Source organism: Legionella bozemanae, from assembly GCF_900450575.1.
GTDB classification, from domain to species: Bacteria; Pseudomonadota; Gammaproteobacteria; order Legionellales; family Legionellaceae; genus Legionella; species Legionella bozemanae.
On record NZ_UGGY01000001.1, the window covers coordinates 1,212,706 to 1,228,777 of the forward strand.

Sequence of the window (16,072 nt, forward strand, 5' to 3'; positions counted from 1 at the left end):
ATAAATGATTAAGAGTAAATAGTTATAAAATATGCTCATTTGTTGTAGAATAATGGGCGGGAATTTCTAACTGCGAAAAATACTGTTAGGATTGGGTCCCAAGTATCCCATTTTGGCAAATTACCATACTTTAGTTTAATGCTAAAATGGGAAGTTATTTTGGACTCGATCTTTAATTAATGACATTTCAGTTAAAGAGGTATGTAATAAAAAATGAGCATAGTTAAAGTACGAAATATTTTTCTCATCGGACCCATGGGTGCAGGTAAAAGCACTATAGGTCGTGCTTTGGCAAAGGAGCTCAAGTTAGAATTTTTTGATTCGGATGAAGTGATTGAAGAGCGCGCTGGTGCCGATATATCTTGGATTTTTGATATTGAGGGTGAAGAAGGTTTCAGGCGCCGTGAACAAAAAGTTATTGAAGAATTAACTCAAAAAACCAATATTGTTTTGGCAACAGGTGGTGGTGTCGTAATCACTCCCGAAAACAGAAATGCATTGGCAGGGCGTGGAACTGTAATTTATCTTAAAACCTCATTACAACAACAATTCGAAAGAACGAAGCGGGATACCAAGCGTCCTTTACTGCAGACAAACGATCTTGAAGGAAGATTGGAGTTATTGAGGGATGAGCGCGAGCCATTCTACAATGAGTTAGCTGATGTTAGTTTTGAAACCGATAAATTAACAGTCAAAGCGGTTGCAAATAATATAATAAAATATATTTATGGCGAACTTTGAGGTTTATGAACAAGTTGATGTCTCTTTAACTGAACATCACTATCCCATTATTATTTGTCGCAATGGTTTGCAAAGCTTGGATTTTTTGCAAACGATTGTAACCTCTTCGCAGATTCTAATTGTTACCAACCAGACTGTAGCTCCTTTTTATTTAAAGTATGTGCAAGCTGCTTTCTCTGAAATTCAATGTGATGTTTTGATTTTAGAAGATGGTGAGCACTATAAAAATCAACAAAGCTTATTTGCTATTTATGATGCATTAATCCAAAACAAACATCATAGAGATACAACACTTATAGCTTTAGGTGGTGGTGTGATTGGCGATATGACTGGATTTGCAGCATCAACCTATCAACGCGGGGTAAAACTGGTTCAAATTCCCACAACTTTATTAGCACAAATCGATGCATCTATAGGTGGAAAAACGGGAATTAATCATGCGTTGGGTAAAAATATGATTGGCAGTTTTTATCAACCTCAAGCAGTGATTATTGATTTGAATACATTAAACACACTTCCAGAAAGAGAGTTTCGTGCCGGGTTGGCGGAAATGATAAAATATGCGTTACTTGCCGGAGGTGAGTTTTTCAAATTGTTAAGTGATGCTATCCAGCAGGGATTAACCGCCAAAAGTTCGCAATTACCGCAATTAATTGCTGAGTGTTGTCGTATCAAAGCCCAATTTGTTGAAACCGATGAAAAGGAAGCTGGACAGCGAGCCTTACTGAATCTCGGTCATACTTTTGCTCATGCATTGGAAACTTACACTCAGTATCAACAATGGTTACATGGTGAAGCAGTAGCGATTGGCTTATACTGTGCTGCGGTTTTGTCGCATAAAATGAATTTAGTTAATAAGCAATTGGTGGACCAAATAGAACAAATTCTGCACTATGCAGGTTTGCCACATAAAATTCCAGGAACTATTAATTTGAAAAAACTCAAAGAATTAATGCAATCGGATAAAAAAATTAAAAATAACTGTTTACGCTTTGTGCTGATTAAAAAGCTCGGTGATTGTTATCTTGAAGCCGGCGTAACAGAGGATTGTTTATATAATGCACTTGATGCGGCTGTAGAGGAGAACCAAAATGAAAGAGGGAGTAATTCAGTCTGAGGTAGCGGCTGTAATTCAACCAAGAGTATTGTTTAAACCTGGATCTTGGCTCGCTAAGATTGATTTCATTAATCATTTAATTCTTTTTAACAATGTGCTTATTACGATTTTATCAGAGAAAGAAGGGGGTAAAACTTCTTTTGGTACTTTGTTGCAAAGTAATTTAGATCAACAAATCAAATCTGTTTCTATGACAGTAAAGCCTCCTTGCAATAGAGAAAACATTATCCAAGAAATTGCAAGCCAACTACATCTTAATCATGATGAAAATACAGATATTAGCTCTTTAGTTGCACAAATTAATGAACGTAAGGCACATGTCTTGCTATTGATTGATGATGCACAACATTTACCTGAGTCTCTAATTAAAGAAGCAATGTTGGCAATAAAAAATCAAGAAAATTTTAGCTTCTTCCATCTTTGCCTTATATCGGATTACTCAATTGTGGCAACGCTTAATAATTTAGTCGCTTCGTTTTTTGATAATTTAGTCCATAGCATAGAATTGGGGGCACTAAATGAACACGAAACAAGGACTTATGTGTTGCAACGTGCCATGGCCGCACATTTGATCAGTAAACCTTTAACTGATGCACAGTTTAAGCAGTTTTATCAACTTACCAAAGGAAACGTAGCAAAAATTAATAATAATTTGGAATCATTTATATTTAAGTGTGCTACCCAAAAGAAAAAAGAGCCACGAAAACTGATAAAAAAAATAGGTATTGCCGCCAGCGTGGCTGTGATCACCGGACTTATTGGTTTTTATTTTGCCAGAAATTATGATCTTTCATCTTTTTATCATTTAGAGACAACTTCTTCAATACAAGATAAAAGCACAGAAGCTGTAATAGCGAAGCAGCAAGTGCAGCCTGAAGTATTAGTGAGTCAAATCCCTTCTTGGGAAGATTCTTCAACGCGACAATTGGTCTATGCTGCTTTGCCAAAAAAACAAATTTTGGATGACCTCAATGATGAGATGTCTAGTGATACTGTTGCAATTATTGATAAGGTTGTTGTGATTCCCAAATTACAAATGAAAAATTTAACGGAGCAAGAGCCTAGAATTCCTGAGTCTGAGTTTAAACGGGAAAGTCCAGAAGCTGATCTGACACGGGAATCAAAAACAGTCGAGATTCCAACAGCAAAACAAAATGAAAAAGATCATTCATCCTCAAATGCAAGTAAGCCTCTTTATACCATACAGGTTGCTGCCAGCCATAATAAAAATGATATAGAGCGTTTTCAACAGAACAATAAATTACTCACTCAAAATGCCAAAATAAGACATTTCACTAATGCAAAAGGTGTATGGTATATACTGACTGTTGGAGAGTTTGAAAGTAGGGCTGAGGCACAGCGTAATATAACTAAGTTACCAGCAACTTTAGTTAAGTTACATCCTTGGGTTAGGCCAGTATCCAATCTTAGCTAAAGCGTTCTGAGCTTGATTACCCATCATAGAACGTAGCCTGGGTGCAGCGTAGCGCTACCCTCAGGCTACGCGCCACATAATGCTAAGTGTCAGTATTTAATGATTGCGTTATTTGCTCAATACGTTCTTCAGCCGCTGCATAGACTTGCTTAAAAAGATCAAAAAAATCAGGAAAAGATAGTTTTTCCAAAGAATGGGCTGTCACTCCGTGAGGGGTGCTAACACCCGCCCTTAATTGGGCAAAAGAACGTCCTGATTTTTTAGCTAATTCTGCAGCACCAAAAACAGATTCTAAGGCAATTTTTTCGGAGAGCTCTTCTGGAATGCCTCTACTGACTGCTGCTTTTTGCAATGCCTCAAGAAAGAGAAAGACATACGCTGGTGCACATCCGATAGGGGCAGTAAGCGTATCAAGCATGGATTCCTTTTCAACCCAAAATGTGTAACCTACTTCATTAAAAAGGCTCTCAACTAATAATTTTTGTTCCGAGCCTGCAGAGGAATTAGCAAATAAAGCAGATGTTCCTTTGCAAAATTCAGTGGGGGTGTTGGTCATAACACGAATAACGCCTAAATCTTTCTTGTCGAGCCAACGAGTTATGTTATCAATATTTATTACACCCACTAAAGAAATAAAAACAGGTTGTCTTTGTTGTATGGTTGAACTAATTTCTTGACATACATTCTGCATAAACTGAGGTTTTACAGCAAGAATGAGGATATCAGCGTTTACGACTGCGTCAGTGTTGTTTTTTGCTGACAGCACCCCTAGTTCTTTAACCAAACGCTCTGATTTACTGGGATCTCGATTGCTAAATATTATGGAATTTGCAGGATGTCCACTTTTAATGAGGCCGCGTGCTACAGCACTTCCCAAGTGACCTGCACCGATAATTGAAATGGTTTTATTTTTAAACATATTGTCTTATATTTTAAATTTTACTCAAAAATACCAAGATGCATGGGTTTATGTCAAGAATGGATCTAAGAAAGTATCTGCAAAATAACCATTTTACATTGAATATCTTATATATCCTGTTACACTAAAAAATTAAAAAGGATTTAATCCTATATATCTGCCATGCCTGCTTTGTGCGAACGGATTTTGATAAGTCAGTTGGGCATATCAATTTATCAATTATTTTATTATGGACAAAGAATAGTAATGATGGAAACAGTTCAGACGCAAGAAAAAATCCCTGTAAAATGGCGTGATATTAATGGTTGGAACTATTATTTTCTGTTGAAGTTCGCTCTTTTATGGGGTGGATATTTAAATTTTCATCCTTTTATTAATCTAGTATTTTTGGCTTTTTTATTATTTCCTTTACCATCAACATTTCTTCATCGCTGTCGTAATTGGATAGCTATTCCAATAGGTATCGCTCTCTTTTATCACGATACGTGGCTACCTGGTTTAAGTTCAATTATGAGTCAAGGTACCAACCTTTTTGCATTTAGTTCGAATTATCTCCTTGAGCTATTAAATCGTTTTATTAATTGGCAACTCCTAGGTATGGCTTTTATTCTCTTAGTCGCTTACTTGTTTCTTTCTCAATGGATTCGCATTACTACATTTACGGTAATTGCTTTAATTTGGTTAAATATTCTCACTCTAACCGGCCCAGCTATTAGTCTTTTGCCAGTAGAAAGCAAGACTGCTACGAATAACGTGCAAGCTGGAACAGAGGCTAACACAAGCGAGACAACAGAACTTAACAGTAATTTGCCGCCTACTAATGAAAATCTCAATAGATACTTGAATCAATTTTATGAGCAGCAAAAAGGATTACATACCGTTTTTCCAAGTTCTCTTTCTGCTGATGCACTGCCTTTTGATATCATATTGATTCAGGTGTGTTCTCTTGCATGGGCAGATATCGATGCAGTGCATTTAAGAGATCATCCTCTATGGAGTAAATTTGATATTCTCTTTAATCAGTTCAATTCAGCTGCTTCATATAGTGGACCTGCTGCCATACGCTTATTACGTGCAAGCTGTGGTGAAACACCTCATGCTGGTCTTTATAAGCCTGTGGCTGAAAATTGTTATATTTTGGATAACTTAGCCAAACTTGGTTTTTCTCCTGAAATGATGCTTGATCACGAAGGTGAGTTTGGTGATTTTCTCAAAGAGATAAAAGAGTATGGCGGTTTAGAGGACGTACCTTTAATGTCACGTGCGGGTATACGCCCTGATCTTGTTTCATTTGATGGAAAACTGCTTTCAGATGATGGTCAATTATTGGATAAATGGCTTAAGCAACAGAATGACTCAAGCAAGAAACGCAATGCTACCTATTATAATGAAATTTCGCTTCATGATGGCAATACATTTATTGGTGAAAATTCGCCTGCACCCTACGGGACGCGGGCAAAGAAACTTTTTGATCAAACGATGAATTTCTTTACTGCATTGGAAAATTCGGGTCGTAAAGCAGTTGTAGTTTTTATCCCAGAACATGGGGCTAATCTTGTTGGTGATAAATTACAAATGCCAGGGTTACGTGACATTCCTAGTCCAAGCATTACGCATGTGCCTGTTGGAATTAAATTTATTGGTTTGAAAACAAAACCTACTCAAATACAAATAAATGATCCAAGCAGTTATTTGGCTATTTCAGAATTAATTGCGCGTTTAGTAGATGGAAAGATATTCAATCAGGAAAATGTAAATTTAGAAACACTAACTAAAAATTTACCAAAAACTCCTTTTGTTTCATCTAATGAAGGTGTTACGGTGATGAAATATCAAGATAAATTTTATATTTTATTAAAAGGTGACACTAACTGGGTACCTTATCCTCAATAATTTCTAAATTATATGCTGGGGGGTGAGGTATAGTTTGTGGCCTACCTCCCGAATGATTTGCTTACAGATTAAAGATACAAGTCTGGCTGCTCACAGCCAATCCTGATTGCGAACAATCAGTCTACTTGCTAATCTGCGGCACAAGTAAGTCTAAATTTTAACTAGCGAGTTAATCTAAAACATGCAAGCACGAGTGGTTTCATGAATGCGCTGCCAAGTTCAGTTAATTGTGCATGTTGATTAATAACCTGATAAGAATCCTCATCAACTCCTATGATTTTTTTATTAAAAAATGGTCTTGATGTAAATTTAAATCCAGGTTGCTTGAAGCTCCGCTGACGATTAGTCCTCCTGGCTGCAAGCCAGGATATACTCAAGATATTTCATCTAAAGTTGGAGTAGGGTATTAATGGGATAATAGGCATGTTCATATCTCCTTGCCAGCCCTCCAATGAGTAGCGCAGGAAAAGAGCGGCATGGCTTGGGGTATAGTCTGTTGATTGCTGGATATCTATCCATCCACCGATAACAAAATGTGAGCCAAGTCGACGCTCTACCAATGCAAGTACAGAATAACCATAGCCTGTGCCAGGTCCACCTTTTTGTATGAAGTTTTGCGAAGGATCAAAATTTGGAATCAGGTTTGGTAAGGGATAAGCAAGCATATCTTGGGTAGAGTCACGCGAATAGGTTACCGAACCGCCTAATTCATAAGACCAGTTTGCAGTACGCCTGCGATAATTTATCGGGAGTGAAAATGATACATAAAAATTAGGGCTAAAGTACCCGCCTTGCCCAAGATTATATCCAAATAGATTCTTTTCATAGTGCCAGACCATGTTTGTGATTCCAATGGAAAGACGACGGTTATCTTCATTAATAATTTTGTAATAATAACCATCTAATAAAAGAATACGTGTATTAGATACTACGTTTTTTCCGGTTAGCTTACTGCCAATGATATTAGCCCAGAAGCCATGTGCTTCGCCGCGATCATAACTCAGCGACAAAGTAAGTCCGGTAGCAACTACTCCTCCCCATACGATTCCCGTATTTGGATCAACAGTTCCTGAAAAAGAAAGCAGGGAGTTAGTCATAGGTCGTTGGGATGCGGTAATTGTCCAGCCCACATGCCGTATTTCACCGCTGTAATTGATGCCGCCAATCCAATTTTTCACGGGAAATCCTATGGGTGTTTGTCCAATATCAAATCCCCAGAGAGGATTTTGCCATCCTCCATCCCAGCCAATACCTTTTGTCGCCTGTTTAATACCCGTAGTACATCCGTTGATGTCGCAAGTACCAAAATCATCAAAATAAACTCCATCGATTGGAGAAAAACTTCCTGCACCTAAATTGATTTTGTCAGCTCTAAAAAATGCACGGCCATTCGAGTATGCCCAATCTGCTTGCGCTATAGTATCTTCAGCCCGCAGGTCAGAGGTACCGGCTGAACCTGGCAACCGCCAATAATCTTCATCTACAGTAATCCGTGTTTCCTGTTGCCGATAAAGTAGAGCCGCCTCAGATCGAATACTACGTTTAAGCCAATCATCTTCTATATGATTCCGAGTTAACCAGGTATAGTAATCGTTGCTTGCAGGCCATATTGAAGTAATACTGCTTTGAACCATTGCCTTTTTGTAATCTTCCTGAGCTAATTTGGGCATGCGAAGTTGTGTTTCCAAACGAGCAGCATCGCGAAATATAAGCGCACTATCCTGACTAGGTGCCACATTAATACTTTCTTGTTTGAGATGGTTGAAAATAGTTAATGCTTTTTGAGAGTTTCCTACAGCATTCCAGGCATTTGCTAACCTTCTTTGCATGTTAAGATTAAAAGCTAATTTAAGATTTTGCTGCTGTTCCAGCAATTGATACGCTTCTTTCTTATTTCCCAAAGCGATAAGTGATTCTATAACCCCAAGATTCGCATCAGCATTGAGAGGTTCATGAGTTTTCACATCTTGATAATAATTCAATGCTTTTGCAAATTCGCCATCGAGCAAAGCCCAATCTGCTAAAGTGAGTTTGATAGGTGTGGTCTGTGTTTGACTCATTAAATAAGCTACGGCACCTTGATTATCACCACTGTCACGTAATTGTTGGGCGTGTTGTAAAATCAATGTCGTAGTCAGGCGTTCTGCCAATTGACGCATGCCCTCATTCCATTGTTTTTGTGGCAGAGTATGGAGATGATTCAGAGCTTGTTGTAATTGGTCGATACTCGATAAATAAAGGGCATAAGCATATACTTGAATCGGATTTTTTCTTTGTTTCGCTATCAACTGTTTAAATAAATCATGTGCTTTTTTGAACTGGCCTTCATGATTCAATACTAAGGCGAAATGATAAGTTAACCAAACATTATCTGGGTCAATTTTTAGTGCTTGCCTGTACTTTTCTATAGCTTGTTTCCATTGGTTGGCTTTTTCAAGACGTTCCGCTTGCTCTTGTAATAAAGCGCTTTCCAAACTAAGTTGAGCATCTTTAAATTTGCTTTTTAGATCTTCAGGCAAGCTATTTAGGTAATTTAAGGCCTTTTGTAATGATTGACGCTTGTAGATGCCGATAAGCCCAAAAACTGCAGTACCTTTTCCAGGGCTAATGACCAAAGCGTGTTTAAATGCTTGTTCTGCATTGACGAAATTTTTGCGGGCAAATGCTACTTCGCCTATCCCGACCCAAGCATCATAATTCCTATTATCTAAAATTAGGGCTTGCTGATATTGTTTTTGTGCCCAATCAATATTACCGGCTTGAAATGCAGTGTCACCACCGGAAACCCATAATTCTGCCAGTCTCTCTTTGAGAGCATAAGACCAATTATCCTGGTTGTTGTTATTCGAATACACGTTATGTGCTTTTAAAAAATTATAAAGTTCTTGCAAATGTTTAAATGCATTTTGACGCTGAGAAGGTATTCTTGAGACGATACGCCAATATTCAGTACTTAATTCTGGAGTGGGAAAAACCCCATGAAAAAGAGCATCATATTGAGCTTTAGCCAAATCGAGGTGTCCAGACATCGCCATTATTCTTGCCTGTTGCAATTTTAGGTTTGTTTCAGGCTGTGTAAGGAGTAAACTCATTTTAGCTTGTTTGTATTCAACTGAATCAGGGGCTTTTTGTTTTAATTCCTCAAGTAGTTCTTCTGCTAGAATAAGGTTCTTTTGACGTATCGCAAGTTTGATGCGAGCTTCAAGAACCTCGGGATCATTAGGAGCGATTAATTGCAAACGATCAAGAGAGTTTTTTACAAAATCATCTCTATAATAGGTTTCACCCCAAATGACCTGATCCAATAAAAGCTGTTTTGGATTGATATCAATGGCATAAACTTTTAAAGCTATTAAGCTAAACAATAATCCTAGAAAAAACAGTTGAAACCTGCTGCGCAAGCTAAAAGCACCCAATCTGCCAGATTTTTCTGAATTTTTTCGCTCACCGTAGTAATGACTACTGCTTTCGCGAAAAAATTCAAAAAAATCCATCATCTTCAGCACCTTTAATTTGCTCGTTACGGTTTCAATTGTTTTTTCCAGGATAATAAACTGAATCTGCCTATGAACATTCACTAATCCAATTATTTTGTCGAACTATTTCCTTGGAGCTTTCGACTCCGGGTTGATCAAATGAATTTATATTCCAAATTACACCTTGGACAAAAATTTTATGTTCATATAAAGAAATTAGTGAACCAAGAGTTTTTGGTGAGCATTCAGTTAAAGAGAGAATATTGATAGGTATTTCGCCGGCAATATAACTGTGGGGATTTTCTCCGTGATTTCCACCTTTCGTTAATACCTCTTTGTGGGCACGACACATTTTATTAATTACCTTATCATCAAACGTTTGAACGTTAATTAAATCAGCTGCTATTTTATGTGTTCCTTGACACAAAAGCTGGTAGTAGCTGTGTTGTGCATGATTGCCTAGGCCACCCCATATAATGGGTCCTGTCGCATAATCAACTGTACGGCCTTGCTTGTTTATTGATTTGCCATTACTTTCCATATCAAGTTGCTGAAGATAGGGAACAAAATACTGTAAGTCTTGGGAGTAAGTCATGACCAGCAAGTTATTAATGTTTAAAAAATTAATGTTCCATATACCCAATAATGCCATAAGGACGGGTAAGTTTTTTGCAAAAGGCTCCGTGCAAAAATGCATATCCATTTGATATGCCCCAGCAAGGATTTCTGAAAAATGTTCAAAACCAATGGCGATACAGGAAATCAAATTAATGGCTGAGCAGAAGGAATAACGCCCTCCAACCCATTCCCATATAGGAAGAATGGTTTTAAAACCCATTTCTTGAGCTTTTTCAACATTTGCGGTGACGGCAATAAAATGTTGATTATGATGTTGCTCTTGATTTAGCCAAGATAAAGCTTTTTGATAATGAGACAATGTTTCTGGAGTAGTAAATGACTTCGAGGAAACAATAAATAATGTAGTTTCTGGGTTTAGTTTTGTAGTAGCACGTGAGAATGCATTTGGATCAATGTCGGAAATAAAGTGAAATCCTAATCTGTCTGTTACTAAGTCAGTTAATGCATTAATACAAAAAAAAGGGCCAAGCATAGAGCCGCCAATTCCTATATTCACTACATCAGTAATGGGTTTTCCAGAATAACCTAGCCATTCTCCATTTCTGATTTTTGTAGAAATTAGTTTCATCGTATTTCGAACATGAACTATCTCAGGGATGATATTATGTTCATTAACCACTATGACTTTATTTTCTGGGGCGCGAAGTGCTGTATGCAAGGCGGGTCTATTTTCTGTATTGTTAACAGGCTTTCCAGCCATCATGGCATTAATATGTTCAAGCAAAGCGCACTCATGAGCAAGTTCAAGAAGTGAATCTAGAATCTGGCCATTAATATGTTGCTCACTGTAATCCAGAGTAATATTGTGGCTGGATACACAATAATTTTTTGTTTCAGAACTTTGGTTAATGTATGTTTTTGCATATTTTTCGAGTTTTTTCCATGAATTCATTTTTGTAAGTTGTTCCATATACATTCCCAATTAATAAATAATCTAAGCTAAAAGCCACTTGGTAAAATTTTCTCCTTCAGTCGGATGTTTCTTCCCCAAATCTACATTCGCTTTAAGAAAGCCAAGAACACTTCCGCAATCATAGCGTTTCCCTTCATAGGGAAGTGCTAAAACAGTTTCTTCTTTTACTAACCCATTAATTGCATCAGTTAATTGAATTTCTTTATGTTTTTCATGTGGTAATTTCTTGATTTGCTTAAAAATACTTGGGGTTAGGATATAACGCCCGACAATGGCAATATTTGATGCAGCAAGATGCGGTTTAGGTTTTTCCACCATATGATGTATGCTCAAAAGGTTTTTATCCCAGGGTGCACCTTGAATAATACCATAACACTCTGTGAGTTCTTGAGGAATATTTTCTACTGCAACAATGCTCCGACCGTATAGCTCGTACATTTGCATCAACTGTTGGATAACTGGTGTCGTACTCGTCATTAAGTCATCCGCAAGAATTACAGCAAATGCTTCATTGCAAACGATTTGTTCCACACATAAAACTGCATGTCCTAGGCCGAGAGGCTTGGCCTGACGAACATAAAAACACTCCATATCATCAGGCGTTACTGATTGAACTATAGCTAAAATCTCATTTTTATCATGAAGACTCAGTTCATTCTCGAGTTGATAGGCAAGATCAAAATGATCTTCAATAGCACGTTTATTATGGCAAGTCACAAAGATCATTTGGCGTATACCGGCAGCATAGGCCTCTTCAACTGCATATTGAATTAAAGGTTTGTTTACTACAGTTAACATTTCCTTGGGGGCTGCTTTTGTAGCGGGTAAGAACCGCGTCCCAAGGCCGGCAACAGGAAATACTGCTTTACGTATCGGTGGAAATGATGCATTCATTGTTAATCTATCCATTTAGTAACAATTAATGTAGATTGTACAGGTTCATTAAGTATGCACTTAAAAAATTTTGATTTATATAGTTTTTATCAAATTTTTGAAAAGGTTAGGATAAGTTTCAGTAAGGTAATTATGTATTCTTTAAATTGGCCATATGTTAATGGACTGCCAAAGTCCACAGCTCGTTTTAAATGCAGTCCAGAAGATTTTCAGGTGAATGAATTTTTTGATAGTCCATTTTCTGGAGAGGGAGAACATATTGTCTTGAGAATAGAAAAAACTGGAGTTACGACAGAAGAAGTAGTTAAATCTTTAGCAAAATTACTGAATAAACCAGTAAAATCAATTGGTTATTCCGGATTAAAAGATAGACAAGCACGAGCTACTCAATGGCTGAGTATTCATGCTCCTGGTGAGCAGATTCCGGGAATTTCACAACTTACGGCGTCAGGTTGGCGTATTTTGGAATGGACGCGTCATCATAAAAAATTGAGGCCAGGATTTTTAACTGGCAATCAATTTATTATACGTTTGCGTGAAATCTCCCATAAAAAAGATTTGCTGGAGCGCATCGAACAAATTAAAGAGCATGGTGTTCCTAATTATTTTGGAGAGCAACGATTTGGTCGTAATGGCGCTAATTTACTGAAAGCCGAAAAAATGCTGGTTCAAGGATATAGGGTCAGAGACCGATTTTTACGGGGTATTTACTGTTCTGCGGCACGTTCATGGATTTACAATCTGATTTTATCTCGTCGTGTTATGGAGCAATGCTGGAATATGCCTCTGCCTGGTGATGTGATGCAGCTTAAAGGATCAAACAGTATTTTTGCTATTGATCATATTGATGATAAATTACTTCAAAGGATTAAAGATAAAGATATTTCTCCTGCGAGCCCTTTACCTGGAAAAAGTAAAAACAAAATCAAAGATGAAGCATTGCAATTAGTTAATAAAACTTATCTTGATTGGCAGCCATGGTTGGCAGGTTTGGAACATTATGGTTTAGAGGAAGATTGGCGCGCTAATATCTTGCATGTAGAACAATTTGCATGTGTTATTAAGGATAATCTGGCGGAGTTATCTTTTAGCCTGCCTGCAGGGGCTTACGCCACTGCAATATTACGTGAGTTAAGTCTTTATCAGAATGGGTGAATTGTCTTTGTCCAGCGTCGATTTTTCACATAATGGATTATATTAAATCATTCCGCTTTCTACATATCAACTATACTTCTTTTAACAGAATGATAGATGAGATGTTCAATGAGCAGAATAGAATCATTAAAAACAGCGATAAAGCAAAGGAATTTGGCCCAATTTAAAAAGCTACTTTCAAGCCTGGATGAGGAATATTTTTTAACATCAGATGAAGAGGGTAATACGCTGGCACATCTTGCTGTGATATATGATCAACCTGAGATTTTAGAGGTACTTATCAAAAAAGGAGAGGAACTTGGTAGGCCCGTTTTTCAAGTCTCCAATGACAATGGATACACTCCTCTAGAATGTTGTTATTTATATTCATCATCTAAAACAATGCCGCTATTACAATCTCAGTCTCAATTGAGTCCCATATGTAATCAGGTTCTCTTGGGACAGCATAGCAAATTGGAAGGCTTATCATCAATGAGTTTCCGTCGGGAAAGGATTGAGAAAGTTGCACTATTTGCTAGTGCATTAGGTGATGTCAAAGCATTGGAAATTCTTTTAAAAAAAGCAAGGGATAAAGAAAGTTTGCTTCGCCATAAAACTAAAGATGGATGGTCTGGTGTACATTTTGCTGCATATAATAATCAATTGGAGGCACTTCAATTTTTTCCTGCGGAGTTCACTGCAGAAGTAACAGATAATCAAGGCAATACCCCGTTAATGATTGCGGCTGCGAGAGGAAATTTAAAAATTATTGAATATTTGTTTGAAAAAGGTTGTAACCTGTATCGAAAAAATAATATTGGAGAAAATGCAGCCATTTTTGCGGCAGGAAATGGACAGTTAGATACACTTGAGTTTTTGGATAAAGCAGGTGCTGATCTGATGGCAGTTAATGACAAGGGTGAAAATGCGTTGACGTTAGCTGCTCGAAATGGACATTTGGCTTGCGTTTCTTATTTATTGGGGCGCGGTGTTCCGGGAGACCTGAAAAATAATCAGGGAAAAACAGCTTTTCAACTTGCTCTAGAAGCAAGACAGCTTGAGATCGCTGATTTGCTTGTAACTAAAAGTACTTCCACAGAAAAGGATCAGGCTTTATTTGATGCAGTTAAAAGAGGTGATTTAGAGGGGGTACAATGGTTAGTAAAACACGGCGCTTCCTTATCGGCAACGAATGAATCCCAAATGACGCCAATACTACTTGCTGCAAGTTTAGGTAATATAAAATTAATCGATTATTTCCTGAGTATCGAGGATCTTTCTCTTATTCATGATAAGGATAGTGAGGGGGATAGCTTATTGTTTGTTGCAATAAAAGCGCAACAACCTTTACTTGTGAAGCATGTAATTGATAGGGGTTATTTTTCAGTAGAAGATAGGAATGAGAAAGGAAAAACTCCTTTATTAGCTGCTGCTGAAGTTAATTCTGATGAGCTTGTTGAGTTTTTCCACCAAAAAGGGAGTTCATTGGAAGAGCAAGATAATGAGGGAAACACTGCTTATCATTTATTGCTTGCCAAAGGAAATTTTGGAAATGCGATGAGCTATATTCATGCCCATAGCCCTGCATTGCTCTTGAAAAAAAATAATGAAGGGGAATCTCCCTTACATACAGTAATTCAGCATAAGCAAACAGATGAAATAGGGAAAGTGCTGGCTTTAGTTGCTTCAGATCCTAAGTTAAAAACTGATTTAATGGAAGCAAGAGATAAGGAGGGAAATACACCTTTACTGGCAGCTGTTGCGTGTCAACATCCTGAAGCAATCCCTATACTTTTAGCAGCAGGAGCGGATGTTTTGGCCAAAAACGATAAAGCTCAATCGGTCATTACAATCGCGCCATTGAATACGTTTCCTCAGGAAACGCTCAAACTTTTTTTTGATGCTTATCAAATTGATTATAAAGAATATTATGCTCGCCGACGGCTGTACTTTATCTTTGGTGGAGAAAAGTTGAATGAAGTTCTTAAATTTCCTGATGCGGATGTTAAATTTGGTTCAGGCTTATTCGACGAAGGGGTTCAGGTTCTTAATGAATATTTAAAGGCTTTTATTCGTGAGAAACATCCAGAATATTCTTTGCAGTTCGAACATTTATTGGGTGCGTTAGATAAACTCCAATCTGATGCAACAGTTGGGAATATATTAAACCGTTTGGATAGTGAAGGTATGGTTTTTCAGGCAACCGGTTTTAGGGGACATGGTGTTCTTGCCACTTTAAAAGATTTGCCCGATGGAAGTATGAAGCTCTCCCTTGCTGAACGAGGTGCGCGGGTAGGCGGAGCTCCATTTTTAAATGATGAAAACAAGAAGTTTGCAGCGGTCCGATCAATTATTGTACCGAAGGAAAAACGCCAGGAAGTGATTCAGCTTTTATATCAAGCAAAAAATGAGCCTCAGGCAAAAGGGGTAAATATCCTGTTTAATCAAATACCTGAGATTGTGGGTGAGCCTTACCAGTTTTCTTCCATTTACCAGAAAAAATTCATGGATATTTGTTTTTACAGTAATCCCAAAACAGGTTTGTATGAACAATTTATTGAGATTCTTGGGCCAGAGAATGGAAAAGCATTTTACAAGGAATTTGAACTCTATATGCGGGAACAAGAGTTAGATCGATATAAAGAGTTCTGTCGGTTAGCTCATCCAGATGAAAACTTACAAGAAAATCCAATTGTTGTTAAAGCACAGGAACTTGTTGATAAAAGACATGAAGCACTTTCACCGGCTACTCAAAATTTCCATGTTTAAGCTCTATTGACAATTGTACTCTTCTGGCTGCAGTTTGTATGCACTTTAATACTCACATACTTTGTGTATGCTTTGTTTCGATACTCTAAAATCGCAGTATTTTGGCTCAAGATAGTGAATTGTAAACAGACCTTATAGAGGA

At 37.5% G+C, this 16,072-nt stretch carries 10 protein-coding genes; 6 read left to right on the top strand and 4 right to left on the bottom strand.

Annotation, left to right across the window (positions count from 1 at the left end; all coding sequences use genetic code 11):
* The first annotated feature begins 213 nt into the window (after positions 1 to 213).
* The 3 genes from aroK to DY223_RS05180 are packed head-to-tail and all read left to right on the top strand — an operon-like array spanning position 214 to position 3,293.
* On the top strand, positions 214 to 741 hold the full coding sequence (gene aroK / locus DY223_RS05170) for a shikimate kinase AroK (protein WP_010653139.1): 528 nt from the start codon (positions 214 to 216) through the stop codon (positions 739 to 741).
* Positions 728 to 1,858, top strand: coding sequence for a 3-dehydroquinate synthase (aroB, locus tag DY223_RS05175; protein ID WP_058460411.1), 1,131 nt, complete (start codon positions 728 to 730; stop codon positions 1,856 to 1,858). The genes aroK and aroB overlap by 14 nt, the downstream gene beginning before the upstream one ends.
* Positions 1,833 to 3,293, top strand: a complete 1,461-nt coding sequence (locus tag DY223_RS05180; protein ID WP_058460412.1) for an SPOR domain-containing protein — start codon at positions 1,833 to 1,835, stop codon at positions 3,291 to 3,293. Before aroB ends, DY223_RS05180 begins: the two co-directional genes overlap by 26 nt.
* A gap of 82 nt (positions 3,294 to 3,375) precedes the next feature.
* Here the strand turns inward: DY223_RS05180 and proC are convergent, their stop codons facing one another.
* Positions 3,376 to 4,212: a pyrroline-5-carboxylate reductase gene (gene proC, locus DY223_RS05185; RefSeq protein WP_058460413.1), complete on the bottom strand. Its 837-nt coding sequence runs from the start codon at positions 4,210 to 4,212 to the stop codon at positions 3,376 to 3,378.
* Between the two features lie 246 nt (positions 4,213 to 4,458).
* Here proC and bcsG point away from each other — a divergent pair, with 246 nt between their 5' ends.
* Positions 4,459 to 6,105: a cellulose biosynthesis protein BcsG gene (bcsG, locus tag DY223_RS05190; RefSeq protein WP_058460568.1), complete on the top strand. Its 1,647-nt coding sequence runs from the start codon at positions 4,459 to 4,461 to the stop codon at positions 6,103 to 6,105.
* Between the two features lie 383 nt (positions 6,106 to 6,488).
* Here bcsG and bcsC read toward each other — a convergent pair whose 3' ends face one another.
* The 3 genes from bcsC to galU form a co-directional block, all read right to left on the bottom strand.
* Complete coding sequence (gene bcsC, locus DY223_RS05200; protein ID WP_235810554.1) at positions 6,489 to 9,602, bottom strand: cellulose synthase complex outer membrane protein BcsC; 3,114 nt, start codon at positions 9,600 to 9,602, stop codon at positions 6,489 to 6,491.
* 67 nt (positions 9,603 to 9,669) lie between these two features.
* The gene (pgi, locus tag DY223_RS05205; protein WP_058460415.1) at positions 9,670 to 11,130 is read right to left on the bottom strand and encodes a glucose-6-phosphate isomerase; all 1,461 of its coding nucleotides are present in this window, start codon (positions 11,128 to 11,130) and stop codon (positions 9,670 to 9,672) included.
* A gap of 24 nt (positions 11,131 to 11,154) precedes the next feature.
* A complete protein-coding gene (galU, locus tag DY223_RS05210; protein ID WP_058460416.1) occupies positions 11,155 to 12,027 on the bottom strand; it encodes a UTP--glucose-1-phosphate uridylyltransferase GalU in 873 nt (290 codons plus the stop codon).
* Positions 12,028 to 12,159: 132 nt separating this feature from the next.
* Between galU and truD the strand changes: the two genes are divergently transcribed.
* Both truD and DY223_RS05220 read left to right on the top strand, forming a co-directional pair.
* A complete protein-coding gene (gene truD / locus DY223_RS05215) occupies positions 12,160 to 13,182 on the top strand; it encodes a tRNA pseudouridine(13) synthase TruD (RefSeq protein WP_058460570.1) in 1,023 nt (340 codons plus the stop codon).
* 108 nt (positions 13,183 to 13,290) lie between these two features.
* The gene (locus DY223_RS05220) at positions 13,291 to 15,930 is read left to right on the top strand and encodes an ankyrin repeat domain-containing protein (RefSeq protein ID WP_058460417.1); all 2,640 of its coding nucleotides are present in this window, start codon (positions 13,291 to 13,293) and stop codon (positions 15,928 to 15,930) included.
* The last annotated feature ends 142 nt before the right edge of the window (positions 15,931 to 16,072 follow it).

What these genes read in the sequence shown, in the direction of transcription:
- proC (WP_058460413.1), bottom strand. Translation starts at nt 4,212, where the DNA reads ATGTTTAAAAATAAAACCATTTCAATTATCGGTGCAGGTCACTTGGGA.
- bcsG (WP_058460568.1), top strand. Translation starts at nt 4,459, where the DNA reads ATGATGGAAACAGTTCAGACGCAAGAAAAAATCCCTGTAAAATGGCGT.
- pgi (WP_058460415.1), bottom strand. Translation starts at nt 11,130, where the DNA reads ATGGAACAACTTACAAAAATGAATTCATGGAAAAAACTCGAAAAATAT.
- aroB (WP_058460411.1), top strand. Translation starts at nt 728, where the DNA reads ATGGCGAACTTTGAGGTTTATGAACAAGTTGATGTCTCTTTAACTGAA.
- truD (WP_058460570.1), top strand. Translation starts at nt 12,160, where the DNA reads ATGTATTCTTTAAATTGGCCATATGTTAATGGACTGCCAAAGTCCACA.
- bcsC (WP_235810554.1), bottom strand. Translation starts at nt 9,602, where the DNA reads ATGATGGATTTTTTTGAATTTTTTCGCGAAAGCAGTAGTCATTACTAC.
- aroK (WP_010653139.1), top strand. Translation starts at nt 214, where the DNA reads ATGAGCATAGTTAAAGTACGAAATATTTTTCTCATCGGACCCATGGGT.
- galU (WP_058460416.1), bottom strand. Translation starts at nt 12,027, where the DNA reads ATGAATGCATCATTTCCACCGATACGTAAAGCAGTATTTCCTGTTGCC.
- DY223_RS05220 (WP_058460417.1), top strand. Translation starts at nt 13,291, where the DNA reads ATGAGCAGAATAGAATCATTAAAAACAGCGATAAAGCAAAGGAATTTG.
- DY223_RS05180 (WP_058460412.1), top strand. Translation starts at nt 1,833, where the DNA reads ATGAAAGAGGGAGTAATTCAGTCTGAGGTAGCGGCTGTAATTCAACCA.